Source organism: Magnetospirillum moscoviense, from assembly GCF_001650635.1.
GTDB classification, from domain to species: domain Bacteria; phylum Pseudomonadota; class Alphaproteobacteria; order Rhodospirillales; family Magnetospirillaceae; genus Magnetospirillum; species Magnetospirillum moscoviense.
Window position 1 is genome coordinate 18,591 of record NZ_LWQU01000142.1, and the last position, 16,919, is coordinate 35,509.

Annotated in this window: 18 protein-coding genes; 11 read left to right on the plus strand and 7 right to left on the minus strand. The window is 66.0% G+C overall.

Going from position 1 to position 16,919, the window contains the following annotated elements; translation table 11 throughout:
* Window positions 1-49: 49 nt before the first annotated feature.
* On the minus strand, window positions 50-601 hold the full coding sequence (locus A6A05_RS11740; RefSeq protein ID WP_068501053.1) for a thioredoxin family protein: 552 nt from the start codon (window positions 599-601) through the stop codon (window positions 50-52).
* A gap of 111 nt (window positions 602-712) precedes the next feature.
* Between A6A05_RS11740 and A6A05_RS11745 the strand changes: the two genes are divergently transcribed.
* Entirely contained in the window at window positions 713-1,102 is a 390-nt protein-coding gene (locus tag A6A05_RS11745) for a hypothetical protein (RefSeq protein WP_068501056.1), read from the plus strand.
* Window positions 1,103-1,247: 145 nt separating this feature from the next.
* On the opposite strand, the gene A6A05_RS11750 is transcribed toward A6A05_RS11745, so the two are convergent.
* Window positions 1,248-2,072: a sulfite exporter TauE/SafE family protein gene (locus A6A05_RS11750; protein ID WP_068501060.1), complete on the minus strand. Its 825-nt coding sequence runs from the start codon at window positions 2,070-2,072 to the stop codon at window positions 1,248-1,250.
* Window positions 2,073-2,145: 73 nt separating this feature from the next.
* Here A6A05_RS11750 and A6A05_RS11755 point away from each other — a divergent pair, with 73 nt between their 5' ends.
* From A6A05_RS11755 to A6A05_RS11775, 5 genes are all read left to right on the plus strand, one after another.
* Window positions 2,146-2,637, plus strand: coding sequence for a hypothetical protein (locus A6A05_RS11755; protein ID WP_068501061.1), 492 nt, complete (start codon window positions 2,146-2,148; stop codon window positions 2,635-2,637).
* Window positions 2,634-3,731, plus strand: coding sequence for a hypothetical protein (locus A6A05_RS20875; protein ID WP_068501065.1), 1,098 nt, complete (start codon window positions 2,634-2,636; stop codon window positions 3,729-3,731). The genes A6A05_RS11755 and A6A05_RS20875 overlap by 4 nt, the downstream gene beginning before the upstream one ends.
* An 80-nt stretch (window positions 3,732-3,811) precedes the next feature.
* Window positions 3,812-4,183: a response regulator transcription factor gene (locus A6A05_RS11765; protein WP_068501068.1), complete on the plus strand. Its 372-nt coding sequence runs from the start codon at window positions 3,812-3,814 to the stop codon at window positions 4,181-4,183.
* A gap of 16 nt (window positions 4,184-4,199) precedes the next feature.
* On the plus strand, window positions 4,200-6,248 hold the full coding sequence (locus A6A05_RS11770; RefSeq protein ID WP_068501070.1) for a 3'-5' exonuclease: 2,049 nt from the start codon (window positions 4,200-4,202) through the stop codon (window positions 6,246-6,248).
* 1 nt (window position 6,249) lies between these two features.
* Window positions 6,250-6,495, plus strand: a complete 246-nt coding sequence (locus A6A05_RS11775; RefSeq protein WP_068501073.1) for a hypothetical protein — start codon at window positions 6,250-6,252, stop codon at window positions 6,493-6,495.
* A 51-nt stretch (window positions 6,496-6,546) separates the two neighbouring features.
* On the opposite strand, the gene A6A05_RS22130 is transcribed toward A6A05_RS11775, so the two are convergent.
* From A6A05_RS22130 to A6A05_RS11785, 3 genes are all read right to left on the minus strand, one after another.
* On the minus strand, window positions 6,547-6,681 hold the full coding sequence (locus tag A6A05_RS22130) for a hypothetical protein (protein ID WP_281193278.1): 135 nt from the start codon (window positions 6,679-6,681) through the stop codon (window positions 6,547-6,549).
* A gap of 65 nt (window positions 6,682-6,746) precedes the next feature.
* Window positions 6,747-8,381, minus strand: a complete 1,635-nt coding sequence (locus A6A05_RS11780) for a sensor histidine kinase (protein WP_068501076.1) — start codon at window positions 8,379-8,381, stop codon at window positions 6,747-6,749.
* Window positions 8,382-8,479: 98 nt separating this feature from the next.
* Entirely contained in the window at window positions 8,480-8,881 is a 402-nt protein-coding gene (locus A6A05_RS11785) for a hypothetical protein (protein ID WP_068501079.1), read from the minus strand.
* A 356-nt stretch (window positions 8,882-9,237) separates the two neighbouring features.
* Here A6A05_RS11785 and A6A05_RS11790 point away from each other — a divergent pair, with 356 nt between their 5' ends.
* The 3 genes from A6A05_RS11790 (at window position 9,238) to A6A05_RS11805 (ending at window position 12,047) form a co-directional block, all read left to right on the plus strand.
* Window positions 9,238-11,073, plus strand: coding sequence for a diguanylate cyclase (locus A6A05_RS11790; protein WP_245644280.1), 1,836 nt, complete (start codon window positions 9,238-9,240; stop codon window positions 11,071-11,073).
* Window positions 11,070-11,495: an alternative ribosome rescue aminoacyl-tRNA hydrolase ArfB gene (gene arfB / locus A6A05_RS11795; RefSeq protein ID WP_068501084.1), complete on the plus strand. Its 426-nt coding sequence runs from the start codon at window positions 11,070-11,072 to the stop codon at window positions 11,493-11,495. The genes A6A05_RS11790 and arfB overlap by 4 nt, the downstream gene beginning before the upstream one ends.
* Window positions 11,496-11,753: 258 nt before the next feature.
* The gene (locus A6A05_RS11805; RefSeq protein WP_082910902.1) at window positions 11,754-12,047 is read left to right on the plus strand and encodes an HD-GYP domain-containing protein; all 294 of its coding nucleotides are present in this window, start codon (window positions 11,754-11,756) and stop codon (window positions 12,045-12,047) included.
* On the opposite strand, the gene A6A05_RS11810 is transcribed toward A6A05_RS11805, so the two are convergent.
* Entirely contained in the window at window positions 12,048-12,959 is a 912-nt protein-coding gene (locus tag A6A05_RS11810; RefSeq protein WP_068501091.1) for a LysR substrate-binding domain-containing protein, read from the minus strand.
* Window positions 12,960-13,072: 113 nt separating this feature from the next.
* Here A6A05_RS11810 and A6A05_RS11815 point away from each other — a divergent pair, with 113 nt between their 5' ends.
* The gene (locus tag A6A05_RS11815) at window positions 13,073-13,936 is read left to right on the plus strand and encodes an RNA polymerase factor sigma-32 (RefSeq protein ID WP_068501099.1); all 864 of its coding nucleotides are present in this window, start codon (window positions 13,073-13,075) and stop codon (window positions 13,934-13,936) included.
* Between the two features lie 44 nt (window positions 13,937-13,980).
* Here A6A05_RS11815 and A6A05_RS11820 read toward each other — a convergent pair whose 3' ends face one another.
* Entirely contained in the window at window positions 13,981-15,165 is a 1,185-nt protein-coding gene (locus A6A05_RS11820) for an MFS transporter (protein ID WP_068501094.1), read from the minus strand.
* Window positions 15,166-15,268: 103 nt separating this feature from the next.
* Between A6A05_RS11820 and A6A05_RS11825 the strand changes: the two genes are divergently transcribed.
* On the plus strand, window positions 15,269-16,810 hold the full coding sequence (locus tag A6A05_RS11825) for a cache domain-containing protein (protein ID WP_068501097.1): 1,542 nt from the start codon (window positions 15,269-15,271) through the stop codon (window positions 16,808-16,810).
* Window positions 16,811-16,919 lie beyond the last annotated feature (109 nt).

The window sequence follows — 16,919 nt, forward strand, 5'->3', positions numbered from 1 at the left end:
CGGGGAACGAACGGCGGTACCATAGCTGCCGCCTTGGCCGGAAGCAAATCTAACTCTTCCATTTGATCGAGCAGCCCATGCTGGCGACCTGTTCGGACGGCCCTCGCCCGGTTCGCGCCACCTGGGTCATGGCGTCGAACAGCTCGCGCCGGGCATCGGCCGGGCCGGCCTCGCGCTTCGAGGCATCCAGCCGGCCGCGATATTGCAGCCCCAGGGCGGCGTCGAATCCGAAGAAGTCCGGGGTGCAGACGGCGTCATAGGCCCGCGCCACCTCTTGCGTCTCGTCGAACAGATAGGGGAAGGTAAAGCCATGGCGGGCGGCGAAAAGCGCCATGTTGTCGAACGAATCCTCGGGGTAGGAGGCGGTGTCGTTGGACATGATCGCCGCCACGCCGATACCCAGGCCTTGCAAGCCGGCGACGTCGCGCACCAGGCGATCGACGATAGCCTGGACATAGGGGCAGTGATTGCAGATGAACATGATCAAGGTCCCGTTGGGGCCTTGAATGTCGGCCAGCGACCACAGCTTGCCATCGGTTCCCGGCAGGCGGAAATCCGGGGCCTTCCATCCAAAATCACACAAGGGGGTCTCGACCGCCATCGCCTCGCCTCGTCCGTTAAGCCTTTGTTTGCCGGCCTTGGCCTACAATTCCTTTGACCCGATCCGGCCTTCGCGCTCACTATAAGTCAACATGACAAGGGGTCATAGAACATGATCAGGCTCACCGCCCCCCTGGCCGCCCCCCTGGCAGCCATGCTGCTTCTGTCCAGTTGCGCCTTCGTCGGGCGCGAGGGCATCGAGACCGAGGTCGCCGCCGTCGGCGACTTCAATCTCTTCATGAATCTCGAGGTGTTGAGCGTCATCAACACCAGGAAGACCATGGGCGACCATGTCGCCACCTGGATCACCGGCAAGGATTGCTCGACCGTCCGCGCCCAGCGCGAGGGCGTGTGGTGCGTCGATTGGCCGGCGCCGCCTTCGCCGCCGGCGCAGGTCTATTGCTATGCCTCGATCGCCAAGCCCAGTTGCTACTCGCAGCCCTATAACGAAGGCAACGACCGCCTGATCGGCTTCGTGCCGGCGGCGATCCCGGTTCGTTAAGGACTGCCTTTGGCGCGCCCGTGCCGGGCGGTTCAGTCGCCACTCGGGCTTTTGCCTTTGGCGCGCCCGTGCCGGGCGGTTCAGTCGCCACTCGGGCTTTTGCCTTTGGCGCGCCCGTGCCGGGCGGTTCAGTCGCCACTCGGGCTTAGAAAATTAAAGTCCAGATCATCCGCGCCGCGGTGATCGCCAGGAACACGGCGAACACCCGGCGCAATACCATGCGGTCAAGCCTTAGGGCCAAGCGAGCCCCGAACGGCGCGCAGGCGGCCGAGGTCGGCACGATCAGCGCCAATCCCACCAGGCTGACGAAACCCAGGCTGTAGGGCGGCAGGTCGGGATTGCCCCAGCCGCCTGCGATGAATCCCAGGGCACCGGGAACGCCGATGATGAAGCCCATGGCGGCGGCGGTGCCGACGGCGCGATGGACCGAGGTGCCGTACATGGTCATCACCGGCACGGTCATGGTGCCGCCGCCGATCCCCATCAGGGCCGACAGCATGCCGATGGTTCCGCCGATCAACAGGCGGCCGATTCCGCCGGGCAAACGATCACCCAGTTTCCAGTCCGGATTGCCCAGCGCGATCTGGACGGCCAGGACGCAGGCGACAATTGCGAAGATCGCGGTCAGCAACGGGCCGCGCAGGTGGGTGGCCATGGCTGATCCCGCCAGCACGCCGGCGACGATCACCGGTCCGTAGCTCTTCAAGAATGCGGTATCGACATTGCCTTGCCGCCAATGGGCGCGGGCCGACGACCAGGCGGTGGCAACAATGGTGGCCAGCGACGTGCCCACCGCCACCTTGATGCGCACGCTGTCGGCCACACCGACCTGGCCCAGGATGGTGAACAGCACCGGCACCAGCACCAGGCCGCCGCCGATACCCAGCAATCCTGCGACGATGCCGGCGAAGGCGCCGGCCGCCAGCAGCAGCCCGGCCAAGGGCGCCAGGGTGATAAGATCGTTTTCCATCGGCCTGCTCTATACGGTGTCGGCACGGATGATGCTACAGTCGCATCACACAAGACAGATCAGACGGGGACGCATGTCGGACGGACCGACGCCGGAACAGCAGGCCGAGTATCTGGTGCGCAAGATGGAACAAGTCATCCGCGACAACCGCACGGTCAAGGGGATGAGCTTTCGCACCTGGCAAGCCATCGCCAAGGAAGAGATCGCCAACGCCATCCGCGATGCCGAGAAACGCCATGTCGACCGCGACCGCACCATCAGCCGCATCGCTCTGCTGGGCTCGGGGGCGATGGTCAGCATCGGCTTCTGGGGCGCGGTGGTGGCGGTCGATCGCTCCTATGGCGGCACCGCCGCCCTGGTGGCGCTGGCGGCCGGGGCCATGCTGTTGTTCTTCGCCGCCGAATGGGGCCTGAAGCGTGCATCGACGGAATGGTCCAAGCACAAACGGGCCGAGCGCCTGGCCAACATCGAGGCCCTGGATCTGCGCATCAAACGCATGGAGGCGGCATTGCGCAAGAAAGAGGAGCGCCTGAAGGAAAAGATGGAAGAGGTCGGCCTGTTGTGAAAAAGACCGCGCTGGTCCTGATGGTGCTGTTGGCCATCGCCGGCTGGGCCACCGCCAGCGGCACGTTGCCCCGCGCCATCGATTCCGCCCTGCTGCTGGGCGACCTTCTGGCCGACGGAAAGCCCAGCCTGCTGAAGCGCCTGACCGCGCGCCCGGCACGGCAAAGCGTGACCATCGGCGACACCCATGCCGATCTTTACCTGCCGGCCGAGAAGGCTCGGGCCGGACTGGTGCTGGTGCCGGGCGCCGACCGATCCGGCAAGGACCATCCCCGCCTGGTGGCCCTGGCCGAGACCCTGGCCCGCCTGCGCTTCCTGGTGGTGGTCCCCGACATCGCCAACCTGCGCCGCCTGGAATTAGCGGGCGCCGACCGCCGCCCCATCGCCAACGCGGCAGGCTGGCTGGCCAGCGACCGTCATCTTGCCCGTGTCGGCGTGGTGGCGGTGTCCTATGGGGTGCTGCCGGCGGTGCATGCCGCCCTGGACGAGACGGCGGTGACCTTTCTGCTGGGCATCGGCGGCGCCTATGACCTGAAGGCGACGGCGACCTTCTTCACCACCGGGGCCTATCGCGAGGGGCCCGGACAGGACTGGATGCACGCGGTCCCCAACGCCTATGGCAAGTGGGTGTTCGTGCGCTCGAACCTGGGGCGGCTGGACGATTCGGCCGATCGCGCCGCCATGGACGGCATCGCCCAGCGGCGCCTGAATGACCCCGCCGCCGGCATCGGCGACCTGGTCGCCTTGTTGAAGCCGCAGGGTCGGGCGGTGATGGCCCTGCTCGACAATACCGACCCGGCCCGCGTGCCGGCCCTGCTGGACAAACTGCCGCCGCGCATCAAGGCCGAGATCGCCCAGTTGGACCTGGCGCCCCGCGACCTGTCGCCCCTGACGGCCCGGCTGATCCTGGTGCACGGCCAGGACGACCGCATCATCCCATGGACCGAAAGTGCCGCCCTGGCCCGCATGGCGCCCCGGGCCCAGCTGTTCGTGCCGACCAACCTGGCCCATGCCGAACTGCGCCCGAGCGGGCTGGCCGACGCGGTGATCCTGTGGCGCGCGGCCCTGGCCTTCCTGGAGGCGGCCGGCCCATGACAGGGCCTGGAATGCGTGTTAGACTCGGGGCCTTGCGACCATCGCGGCAGACGATGGCGGACAGACAGGAGGAGTGAAGCGTGGCGGCATCGGTCCTGGTGGTGGACGACGAACCCAATATCGTCTTGTCGCTGGAATTCCTGCTCAAGCAGGTCGGCTACACCGTGCATGTCGCCCGCGACGGCGAAGCGGCGCTGGAGGCGGTCGCCCAGTTCAAGCCCGGCCTGGTCCTGCTGGACGTGATGATGCCCAAGCGCGACGGGTTCGACGTCTGCCAGACCATCCGCGCCAATCCCGACTGGAACGACATCCGCGTCATCATGCTGACCGCGCGCGGCCGCGAGGTCGAACGCGAAAAGGGCCTGGCGCTGGGCGCCGACGATTACGTCACCAAACCCTTCTCGACCCGCGACGTGGTCGAGAAGGTCCGTCAAATTCTCGGCACCCCCTAGGGATCGGAGCCCAGCCATGCCCGATCGCGCCAAGGTCGCCCTTCGGATCGGCGGCGTCGGCGCGTTGGCCGTCGTGGTGGTCGCCGGCACAGCCTTGCTGGCCCGCGACATGGACCGCGACAGCGCGCTGATGCTGGCCCTGGCCGGCGCCGGATTGATCGCGGCGGCCCTGGCCTTGCTGTGGCAACGCCTTTCGGTGCTTTTGTTCGACCCGCTGGCGGCCTTGTCGGCCGAGTTGGCCGCCATCGCCGAGCAACGCCATGGCGAGCGCGCCATCCACCTTGCCGACGGCCACGGGCTGGGGCCGGTCCTGACCCACCTGCACCGCCTGCTCGACCGCCTGCGGGCCGATCGTCATCAGGCCGAGGCGGCACAGCTCCGGACCCAGGCCCAATTGACCGAGCGGCAATCGTGGCTGGACGCGATACTGGCCGATCTGTCGGACGGAATCCTGGTGGTGGCCGCCGACCACCGGGTGATCCAGGCCAACCCGGCCGCCGCCCGCCTGCTGGGCGAGGAGATCGCGCCCGGACAGCCGCTGTTCGCGCTGGTGACTCGCGAGCCGGTGCTGCATGTCCTGGCGCAATTGTCGACGCCCGGCTATCCCTCGGCCAAGTCGGCGGCGATGGTGTGCGCCACCACCGACGCCAGCCGCCTGCTGCATGGCCGGCTGACGGTGATCGCGGGCTTCGGCGGCTATCTGGTCCGCCTGTCCGATTCCGGCCGTGACGACGCGGCGCTGGAACGCGACAACGCCCTTAGAAAGGCGATCACCCAGGACCTGCGCCGCCCGATCGCCAACCTGCGCGCCGCCGCCGAGACCATTTCCACCTTCCCCGACATGACCGCCCGAGAGCGCGCCGCCTTCGACGAGGTGGTGGTCGAGGAATCGACCATCCTGTCCCAGCGCATCGAGGAACTGGAATCCGACTTCCTGGCCCGCTCGGACGCCCAGGGCGTGATGGCCGACATCTATTCGCTGGACCTGTTCAATTGCCTGGCGCGCGACTGCGCCCGCGACCGCGTCGGCCTGACCATGGAGGGCATCCCGCTGTGGCTGAAGGGTGACGCCCAGTCGTTGCCCCTGGTCCTTCACTCCCTGATCCTGCGGCTGCGCCACGAAATCGGGTGCACCAGCTTCGACGTCGAGGCATTGCTGGCCGACCGCCACGTCTATCTGGATATCTCGTGGAACGGCCCGGCCATCGCCTCGTCCAGCCTGGATTCCTGGTTGAACCGGACGCCCGACGGCTCGTCCGACCGCCGATCCTTGCGCGACATCTTGGACCAGCATGGGTCGGAACCCTGGAGCCAGGTGCTCAAGGGCAAAGACCGCGCCATCCTGCGCCTGCCCTTCCCGGCCCCCGAGCGCCTGCAATTCACCCCGTCCGACCAGCGGGCGCCGTCGCGGCCGGAATTCCACGATTTCGCCCTGATGCGCGCCCATTGCGACGCCGGCCAGCTGTCCGACACCCGCCTGTCCGCCTTGTCCTTCGTGGTGTTCGATTGCGAAACCACGGGCCTGCGCCCCGACGACGGCGACGCCATCATCCAGATCGGCGCGGTCAAGGTGGCGGGCGGCAAGGTCCTGACCACCGACACCTTCGACCGGCTGGTCAATCCCGGCCGGCCGATTCCGCCATCCAGCACCATTTTCCACGGCATCACCGATGCCATGGTCAAGGACAAGCCGCCCCTGTCGGTGGTCCGGCCGCAATTCCTGGACTTCGCCGCCGGATCGGTCCTGGCCGGCCACAATGCCGCCTTCGACCTTCGGTTCCTGCGGGCCGACCAGGCGCCGCCCCTCTCGATTCCGGTGGTCGATACCATGCTGTTGTCCGGCCTGGCCGATCCCGGCGCCGATTCCAGCCTTGACGCCCTGGCCCGCCGGCTGGGCGTGTCGGTGCCGCCCCATCGCTCGGCGCTAGCCGACGCGCTGACCACCGCCGACGTCCTGGTCAGGCTGTTCGAGCGCCTGGAAGCCCGTGGCCTGGTCACCCTGGGCCAGGTCCTGGCAGCCGCCCGCGAGTCCTGCGCCATCAATTCCACCATCGGGGCCGACTGACATGGCCCGGCCGGTTCGCCCGCAACGTCTGCGCCTGGCCCGGCCATCGGGCCGCAAAGAGCGGCTGACCGCCGCCTTCCTGCTGGGGCTGGCGCTGTTCTTCCCGCCCTTCCTGGCAGTGGCTTCGAAGGATCACACGGTCGCCGGCATCCCGCTGCTGTATCTGTGGCTGTTCGGCGGCTGGGCGGCGCTGATCGCGGTGATGGCGCTGGTGGTCGAGTTTTCCGGCGACGACGGATCGGCATAAGCAAAAGGCCGCCCAAGGGCGGCCTTTCGTGGTTCGACCAAGCTTTGTCGCTTAGTGATGGCCGTGACCGTGGCCGTGACCATGGCCGGCATCGGCGCCAGCCGCCGGGCCGATGCACTGGACCAACAGATAGATCGCGCCACTGGCCACCAGGAACGCGACGAAACCGACCAGAACACCGGACATGACGGGGCCTCCCACTTCTGAAGATCAAATCTGGCCGGCAAGGTCGCATGCCGGAACCATTGCCGTCAACCGGCCCGGCGTGCCGCCTCGGCCGGATCGAGCAGGGTGAACAGAAAGCGGGCCCCCTGCCCCAGGCTGGATTCGACGCGGATGTCGCCGCCCAGGCGATGGACGATGCGCCGGCACAGGGCCAGGCCGACGCCGGCGCCGCTGCCGGTGCCGGGCGGGTGCAGGCGCTGGAAGAACTCGAAGATCTTCTCGGAATATTGCGGATCGATGCCGATGCCGTTGTCGGCGACGCAGAATTCCCAGGTGCCATCGGCGGCCGGCCGCGCGGAAACGGTGATTTCCAGCGGCCGCGTCAGGTCACGGTACTTGACCGCGTTGTCGATCAGGTTCTGGAACAGGCTGACCAACTGGGTCCGGTCCCCCATCACCGTCGGCAGCGGCCCGACCGAGATGGTGGCGCCGATCAGATCCATGTCGGTCCGGGTGTAGGACATGATCTCGGCCAACAGCTCGGCCGTTGGCACCGGGACGAGTTCGCGGCCGGCGCCTTCCACCCGGGCATAGTTCAACAGATCGACCACCATCTGGCTGACCCGGTGGGCGCCATCGGTGATGAAGGACAGGAATTCGTCGGCTTCGGAATCCAGGCGCCCGCGATAGCGACGCTCGAGCAACTGGGCGAAGCTGCCAATGGTGCGCAGCGGCGTCTGCAGGTCGTGCGACGCGACATAGGCGAAGCGTTCAAGGTCGGCGTTCGACCGCTCCAGCTCGCGGGTCTTCAAGCCCAACGCCCGGGAGCGGATCTCGCGGTCGATGATGTAGCGGGCGGTGGCGAAGCTGAACAGCACCACCAGGACGAACATCCCCGCCAGCATGAAGCGCGACCGCACCAGAGCGGGATCGTTCTTGTCCCAACCGCCCTTCGGGATCGCCGCCAGCCGCCAGCTGCCATAGGGCAGACGCACGTCGGCCTCGACCGGAGACTGGGCGAACAGCCCTTCGCGGCCATGGAACACCGCGCCGGCGGCGCCCAGGCCGTCGCGGCCGCGGATGGCCACCTCGATCGGCAGGTCGTCGCTTTGCAGGCCGGCGTCGGCCAGGGTGGAGGGCACGTCCAGGATGATGTTGACCATGCCGAAGAACCGGGTGTCGCCGTCTACGAACACCGGCAGACGCGCGATCAGGCCGGTGCCGCCCTGGATCAGCGGGATCGGCCCCTGCATGATCGCCTTGCGGGTCTCCATCGCCTTCACCACCAAGGCGTACTGGGCCGGGATCGAGCGGTAATCGACGCCGATCACGCTTTCATTGCCGGCCAGCGGATAGGTCATGGCGATCACCATGCCACGGCTGACCACCATGTTGCGGACATTGCGATGGCCGCGCAGCAGATACTCGGCGGCGCGATCGAACTCGGCCTGGGTGATGTCGCCACGGGCGATGATCTGGGCGGCCATGCCGCGGATACGCAAAAGCGGGTCGTACAAGCCGGCTTCCAGCCGCGACCGGATGGTGTCGAGTTGGACCATCGACCGCAGCCGCTCGGCCTCGCGCCAGCGCTGGCGCTCGACGCTATCGACATGAAGAAGGGCCGCACCGCACAGAAGACAGACCAGACAGGCGGCCACCCAGGGCAGGACATGACGCCGCCCCGTGCCAACCCAGCCGAACCCGAAGGACTGAAAATTCATGCCGCGCCATCCCCCGCGGTCGGTATGGACCGAGGCGCAAAATTCGTCAACCCCAAGTCTAATATCCCCCCCCAGCCACCATGCCAAACAACGCAGCTTCAGTCGGAGACATTCTCCAATCGCCGGACCCGAGCCGCCACAGTCTCGATCCGGCATCGCAGATGATCAAGACCTTCCAAACATTGGTAGTCATCGTCACCCGGGGTCCCGACCTCACCGGGATGGATCTCTCCCAATTCGCGCGCCAGGGCCACGAACGGCTCGACCTCCATATCGCGACCTTGAACCGCCCGATAGGCGCAGGCCCAGCACACCAACGAAATGATCTCGGCGGTCACTGTTCCGGTCGCGCGGACGTAGGACAGGCAATTCTCGGTCCCCTTGATGCCGGCAGGAATGCCGCCGCGCAAAAGAGAGCGCAGGTCACAGGCAATGTCCATGACCTCTTCATAAAGCGATTCGGCCAGGCGGGTGCCCAGTTCAGGAAGAACGACGTTCATTAAGCCACCTCTCAGGTTCCGAGTCGCCCCGGGGTGAATGAATTGTCAACGCGGCGCAAACAAATTGTAACTGGCGATTGCTTGCCGCGCCTTCCGAACCCCTATTACTTGTACGCTAATACCAAAGGAATGGATGCGCAAGGGACGGCGCCGCACATCAGCCATGCATGGCGCGTGCTGATTAAGAATTGTTCCAAAGACATGGCGGCCATGCAGGTTCACCCAGTCGTTGCCCTCGGCAGCCGGGCCGATTATTCTCCGCAGTGGAACAGGGACGTTGCGGCGAATTCGAGGGAAGTCCGCCGGCATTCTTTTGGGGGAGACAGTCGGCGATGAATCTCAACGCCAAAGTGACGATGTTTTTTTCGGCTATGTCCATCGGCCTGCTGGTCATCCTGGTGGCCATCAGCCTTTACGCCTTCCGCAGCTTTTCGATTGTCTCGTCGTCAGAACATATCCGTACGGCAGCGGAAATCGTTCGCGTCCACCTGACCGAATCGATGATCAACGGCGTCATCGACAAGCGCGAGAGCTTCCTCAAGCGCCTGATGGAGGTGCAGGGCCTGGCTTCGGCCCGGGTGGTGCGCTCGCCCATGGTCGAGCAGCAGTTCGGCAAGGGCCTGAGCCAGGAAACCGCCTCCGACGACATCGAAATCCAGGTGCTGCGCGACGGCAAGGCCCAGTACGAGATCATCGAGACCTCGGATGACACGCTGATCCGCGGCACCATCCCCTTCATCGCCACCAACCGCGGTTCGCCCAATTGTCTGGAATGCCATCAGGTTCAGGAAGGCATGGTGCTGGGCGCGGTCACCATGCAGGTCTCGATCGGCAGCCTGAAGAACAAGGCCTTGCTGACCGTCGGCGGCATCGTCGTGGTCGTCACCTTGTTCTCGCTGGTGGCGATCATGCTGATCCGCCGCATGATCCAGCCGATCTCGACCACCGCCGAGAACGTCGAGGTCGCGGTGCAGCGCGCGCTGCGCGGTGACTTCAAGGCCAAGGTCGATCAGTTGACCAACGACGAGTTGGGACAGATCGCCACCGACATGAACCGGCTGCTGAATTTCCTTGATGACGGCCTGAACCGGATCGGCGCCAACGTCGCCCGCCTGACCAGCCGGACGCCGTCGCCCGACGAGAACCAATTGACCGCCACCATCGACATGGTCGAGGGCCTGACCAAGGCCGCGCACTTCAAGCAGGCGATCGAAGAGGACGAGACCAAGGCCGAGATCCATCAGCGTCTGGCCAAGGCGCTGAGCGGCGAATTCGGCATCAACGAGTATTCCATCTACGAGATGGTGGCCAACAAGAACCAGATGACGCCGTTGTTCGTCGATGGGGCCTCCACCGACAGCTGCCGCTGGTGCGACCCGCAGATCCTGGTGCGCAGCGAAGGCTGCCGGGCGCGCCGCACCGGCCATGTGGTCGACGGCACCTTGAACCCCGGCATCTGCTATTCCTTCCTGCCGCCCGAGGGCGAAACCGGCCGCAATCACATCTGCCTGCCGGTAATCCAGTCGGGCGGGGTCGGCAACGTCTTGCAGATCGTCACCAAGATCGCCGACGAGACGCGCATCCAGGGGCTGCTGCCCTATGTCTCGGTCTATCTGCGCGAGGCCGCGCCGGTGCTCGAGACCAAGAAGCTGATGGAAACCTTGCGCGAATCCTCGCTCAAGGACCCGATGACCGGGCTGAACAACCGCCGCTTCCTGGAAGAGTATGTCGATACGCTGATTTCCAACGTCCAGCGCCGCAAGGGTCGCCTGGGCGTGATGATGCTGGATCTCGACTTCTTCAAGATGGTCAACGACACCTATGGCCACGATGTCGGCGACGTCGTCATCAAGACCCTGGCCAAGGTGCTGCGCCAGACCGTGCGGACGTCGGACATGGTGATCCGCTATGGCGGCGAGGAGTTCATGATCGTGCTGGTCGATGCGCCGCCCGAGGATGTCGACCTGGTCGCCGAGAAGATCCGCGCCTCGGTCGAGGCAATGGAGATCCACGCCGGCACCGTGACGCTGAAGAAGACCATCTCGATCGGCGTCGCCGACTTCCCCACCGACAGCGACACCTTCTGGCAGGCGGTGAAGTTCGCCGACGTCGCCCTGTATCAGGCCAAGGAAACCGGCCGCAATCGGGTCATCCGCTTCAACAAGGACATGTGGACGGACAAGCAATATTGATCCCGATTACCCGCCGCATCCAACTCGACGACCGCGAGATCGAAGAAAGCTTCTCGCGGTCGTCGGGTCCCGGCGGGCAGAATGTGAACAAGGTCGAGACGGCGGTCGAGTTGCGCTTCGACGTGCGCAACAGCCCGTCCCTGCCCGACGAGGTCAAGGCCCGGCTGGAGAAACTGGCCGGGCGACGCCTGACGCTGGACGGCGTGCTGATCGTCACCGCCCAGGAACATCGCTCGCAGGACCGCAATCGCGCTTCGGCCCTGACCAAGCTGGTCGAGCTGATCCGCGAGGCGGCCAAGCCGCCGCCGCCCAAGCGCCGCCCGACCAGACCGACCAAGGGTAGCCAGGAACGCCGTCTGGAAAGCAAGGGCAAGCGCGGCCAGACCAAGGCGCTGCGCCGCGACCGCCCGTCCCACGACTGACCGTCGGGCGGGACGCCACCCCGGCTAATACTTTCTTAGCCCCTGGACATTCGGATTTCGTCGCCCAAGCTAAAAGGGGTCTCCACAGGCGTGGAACAAGGATACCGGCGATGAATGCAGCCTGCGGCCTTACCTTTCGAAGCCAGGTCATGAACCTGGATCTGGGCCGGGTCGCCCACACCGTCACCAAGGCCTTGGACTATGTCGGCGTCGACGACAAAAGCCATGGTCGCCGTGTCGGGCTGATGTGCCACGCCGATCGCCAAATGGGCCTCGCAGCATCACGAGAAATTGAATGGCACCGGCTATCCGTTCGGCTGGACCGCCGAGCGGATCGACACCGAGACCCGCATCCTGACCATGTGCGACATCTTCCAGGCGCTGTGCCAGATCCGCCCCTATCGCGGTCGCCTGCCGGTCGATGACGTCGTCGCCATCATGCAGACCATGGTCACCGCCGGCGAGTTGGACCCGTCGATCTTTCGCGTCGTCCTCGCCAATCGGACCGAGCTTTACAAGATCGCCATCCGCGAGGGGATGGAGGCTGGGTGATTACAGCCGCTCGACCGAATCCGGCAGGTTTTCCAGGATCAACCGGGCCAGCAATCTGAATTCGTCGGCGCGCGAGGTGGTGCGGCGCCAGGCCAGGTGGATCTGCCGCGCCGGTGGGTCCGGCTGCAGGCGGCGCACGCAGATCTGGTCGTCGGCCAGGGCCTCGGCCTCGACGTAAAGGGCCGGCAGGAACGTCGCCCCCAGCCCTGTGGCCACCATCTGCCGCAGCGAATCCAGCGAGGTGGCGCGGTAGTCGGGATGCTCGGTGGCGCCTGCCCGGGTGCACAAGGCCAGCGCCGGCTCGCGCATGCCGTCGCCCACTTCCAGCAGGATCAACCGCTCGCCGGCCAATTCCCGCGTCTCCAGGTCGGTGGTGCCCGCCAAACGATGGTCCAGCGGCAAGGCCAGCCACAGCGGCTCGCGAAACAGCGGGACAACGGTCAGATGCTGGTCGTCGGGGGGAACGGCGGCGATCAGCAGGATATCCAATTCACCCTGGCGCAGTTCGGCCAGCAGACGGGGCGCCGGGTCCTCGCGCAGGTAGAGCTTCAGGGCGGGGTGGCGCTCTTTCAACACCGGCAGGATGTGCGGCAGCAAATAAGGCCCCAGGGTCCGCAACACGCCGACGCGCAGGGTTCCCGCCAACGGCTTGCCGGCCAGCCGGGCCACGTCTTCCAAATCGCCGACATCGCGCAGAATGGTGCGCGCCCGCGCCGCCACCTCGCGCCCCACCGGGGTCATCAGCACGCTGCGTCGGGTGCGCTCGACCAGCAGCACGCCCAATTGTTCCTCGAGCTGGGCGATCTGGGCCGACAAGGCCGGCTGCGACAGCCCGACCCGCTCGGCGGCGCGGCGGAAGTGAAGAACCTCGGCCAGGGCGGCCAGGCATTGCAATTGGCGCAAGGTCGTCATAGGACCATTGATAACGTAAGACTATTATTTCGACAAGTTTTATCGATTGGCTTTATCAAGCGCGGCTCCCTATCTTGTAAAGCAACCAAGGCTTACCTGTGCTGGAGACCGCGATGTCCACTCCCCGCCCCTCGACCGATCCCGCCGCCGCCTTCTTCCGCGCGGTCCGCGAGACGCCGATGCTGAGCGCCGAGGAAGAAACCCTGCTGATGGAGCGCTGGCAGACCGCCCAGGACCAGGCCGCCCGCGAGCGCTTGCTGGCCTCGCACCTGCGTCTGGTGGTCAAGACCGCCGGCCAATTCAAGGGCTATGGCCTGTCCACCGCCGACCTGATCGCCGAGGGCAATCTGGGCCTGGTCCGCGCCCTGGAAGGGTTCGAGGCCGATCGCGGCTTGCGCTTTTCCACCTATGCCCAGTGGTGGGTGCGCGCGGCGATGTTCGAATATGTGCTGAAATTCTCGACGCCGGTGACCTTTGGCCTGTCGGCCGAGCGCAAGAAGCTGTTCTTCAAGCTGCGCGGCCTGAAGGCCCGCCTGACCGGCCCGTCGGGCAACAGCCTGTCGGCCGAGGAAACCCATCAGGTCGCCACCGAGCTGGGCGTGCGCACCGAGCGGGTCTCCGAGATGGAACGCCTGCTGGCCCATCAGCCGCGCTCGCTGGACATGCCGGTCGGCGAAAGCGGCGTGCCCTATGGCGAATTGCTGCCCGACGACCGCCCCTCGGTCGAGGAAGTCCTGGGCGAGCGCCAGGAGCTGATGTATCGCCGCGAATTGCTGAAGCAGGCCTGGGGCAGCCTGAGCGAGCGCGAGCGCGACATCGTCACCCACCGCACGCTGCGCGACAATCCGCTGCGCCTTGAAGATCTGGCCCAGCGCTACAACATCAGTCGCGAACGCGTCCGTCAGATCGAAACCGCCGCGGTGGGCAAGTTGAAGGCGCTGGTCCGCGCCGCCCTGCCCAAGGCCAAGACCACCTGATCCATTGACCCTGTTGATCCCCCCACCTTCACCGCCGCGCCCCGTTATGGCGCGGCGGTTTCTTTTTCGGCGGGCAACAGCAAGGCGGCGGCAGCCACCATCATGGCCGAGGCCGCCAGCAGGAAGAACAGCATCTCGAATCCGCCGGTCATGCCGCGCAGCAACGACACCAGCGGCACCCCCAGGCCCGACACCCCGAACGACAGCACGAATTTCAGGCCGAAGGCGGTGCCGCGCCATTTGGCCGGGGTATAACGGGCCAGCAGCAGGTTTTCCGCCGGAATGCCGGCCATGTTCAGCGCCACCGCCAGCATCGCCGCCATGACCAGCGGCACCCCGGCCAGCCAGGCCAGCGCCACCAACAGCGGCCCCTGCGCGACATAGGACAGCACATAGACCCATTTGGGCGGATAGCGGTCGGCCAGACGGCCGGCCACCACCTGGGTCAGGCCGGCGACCAGATAGACGATGGTCACCGCCAGGGCGGCGTCGCCGACGCTGCCGCCCTCGCCCAGCCGTTCCGAGAACAATTTCGGCAGCGCCGGCTGGGTCGCCTGATAGATCAGGCCGGCGCACAGCATGGTGACCGACAGCACGATGCCGGCCCGCACGGTGTCGCCCCTGCTGGGCGCCGCCAACGGGGCGCGGTCGGCCTTGGTCTCGACCACCCAGCCCTTGGCCAGGAAGTAGAGAAACGCCAACCCGGTCAGCAGCACGACGATTCCCGGCACGATGAAGGCCACCCGCCAGCCGGCGAACTCGATCAGCCCGCCGGCCAGCAGGCCGGCCGCCGCCGGCCCGATGCCGCCGAACACGCCGTTGAGCCCGATGGCGCTGCCCTTATCGACGGCGTTCCGAAGCAGCCAGGAAATGCCGACCGGGTGATAGATCGAACCGAACAGCCCAACCAGGCCCAGGGTCAGACCGATGGTCCAGGCCGAGGCGGCAAAGCCGACCGAAATCGCCGCCAGGCCCAGGCCGATGAAGAACAGCGCCATCATGCCGACGGTGCTCCAGCGATCGCCCAGCCAGCCGGCCCCAGGGGCCAGCAATCCGTACAAAAGCTTGCCGCCGATCACCAGGGCCAGCACCTCTTCGTAAGGAAGTCCCAGCTCGCCCGGCAGCACCAGGGCGACGATATAGAAGATCGGCTCGAACACATGGGCGTAAAGATGGCCCAGGCACGAGAAGGACAGCGCCGAACGGGCGCGGGCGAGGCTGGTATTCATGACCTCACCTTATACCGCGCCGGTCCTTGTCCCGGACAAGAATCGTGGGATAATACCTCCTTGGGGGAAGACCAACCGTTACTGGGCGGGAAGAGACATCCGAGTGGCCGGGAAGCCAAGCCTGATCGACCAATTGTCCGTCCGCCTGAGCGCTGCGATATTCGCGGCTCTGGTGGTGCTGAGCGGATTGTGGATGGCGTCGGAATATGCCGATTTTCGCGCCACATCCGAGCAGATTCGCGCCGATGGCGAAGCCCGCCTGAAGAACGAACTTCACCAGATCGTCACCGACGCCGCCACCATGATCGAGTACGAGCGCCGTCGCACCGAGGACCGCGTCGAGCGGATCTTGCGCGAACGGGTCGACGAGGCCCACGCCATCGCCATGCGCCAGATCGCCCTGTTCGGGTCGAAGATGTCCCGCCCGGACCTGGAAGCATTGATTCGCGAATCGCTTCGTCCGATCCGCTTCAACGACGGTCGCGGTTATTACTTCGCCTTCAACACCGACGGCGTCGAGCAGTTGTTCGCCGCCCGGCCCGAGTTGGAAGGCAAGAACATGCTGGGCCTGACCGGCGCCCGCGGCGAATTCGTCGTGCGCGATATGCTCGATATCGTGCGCGCCCACGGCAACGGCTTCACCCGCTATTACTGGACCCAGCCCGGCAAACCCGGCAACGACCATCTGAAGATTTCCTATGTCCGGGCGCTGGAGCCGCTGGGCTGGGTGCTTGGCACCGGCGAATATGTCGGCGACATGGAGGAGTCGATCCAGGCCGAGGTGGCCAGCCGGCTGTCCGCCATCCGTTTCGGCGAGGATGGCTATCTGTTCGTCACCCGGGGCGACGGCCATTCGGTGGTCGGCCCGCATGCCGGCCGCAACCCGTTTGTCGAAGGCAACAAGAATGCGGCCGACCTGATGCGCCGCTTCCAGGACATGGCCAAGGCCGGCGGCGGCATCGTCACCTATGACATGCCGACCGGCTATGGATTGCGCCCGGCCAGCAAGGCCGCCTATGTGCGGGACGTGCCCGACTGGGACTGGACCATCGGCGCCACCACCTATGTCGAAGGCGACAACGCCTTGCTGGCGGCGCAGGCGGTGGCGCTCCGTCAGGGCGTGATGGTCAAGCTGGCGATCGGCCTGGCTGTCGCTACCATGCTTGGCGGGGTGATGGTGGTGGTGATCCGCACCGTCAGCCGACGTGCCGCGCGGGATTCGCTAAGCCTGGAAGGCGCGCTGACGGTCGCGTCCGAGCAATTGAAGGACATCGACCTCGGGGGACTTTCCTTCGCCGAGCACCAGCGCTTCGCCGAGGCCGCCAACCGCCTGATCGCCAAGCGCCGCGACGCCGAGCAGGCCTTGTCGGAACGCAGCCACGAACTTGAACGCATCAACGACGAGCTGGAACGCTTTGCCTATGTCACCTCGCACGATCTGCAAGAACCGCTCAGGACGGTGCAATTGTTCCTGCAGATGCTGGAGCGCCACCTGGGCGACGATCTGGATCAGGACGCGCGGGACTATATCGGCTTCGCCATCCAGGGCGCCCAGCGCATGCGGGCCAACATCCTGAGTCTGCTGAATTATTCACGCTCGGGCGGGGCGCTGCTGACGCCTGATACCGGCGAACGCTCGATCTGACTCGGCGGGGCTTGCCAACCAGCGGCAACCATGAATCACTGGGGTTCCACCAGATACAGGGGGAACCATGTTCGGTAGGCTCAAGATATCGGAAAAGATGACGGCGGCG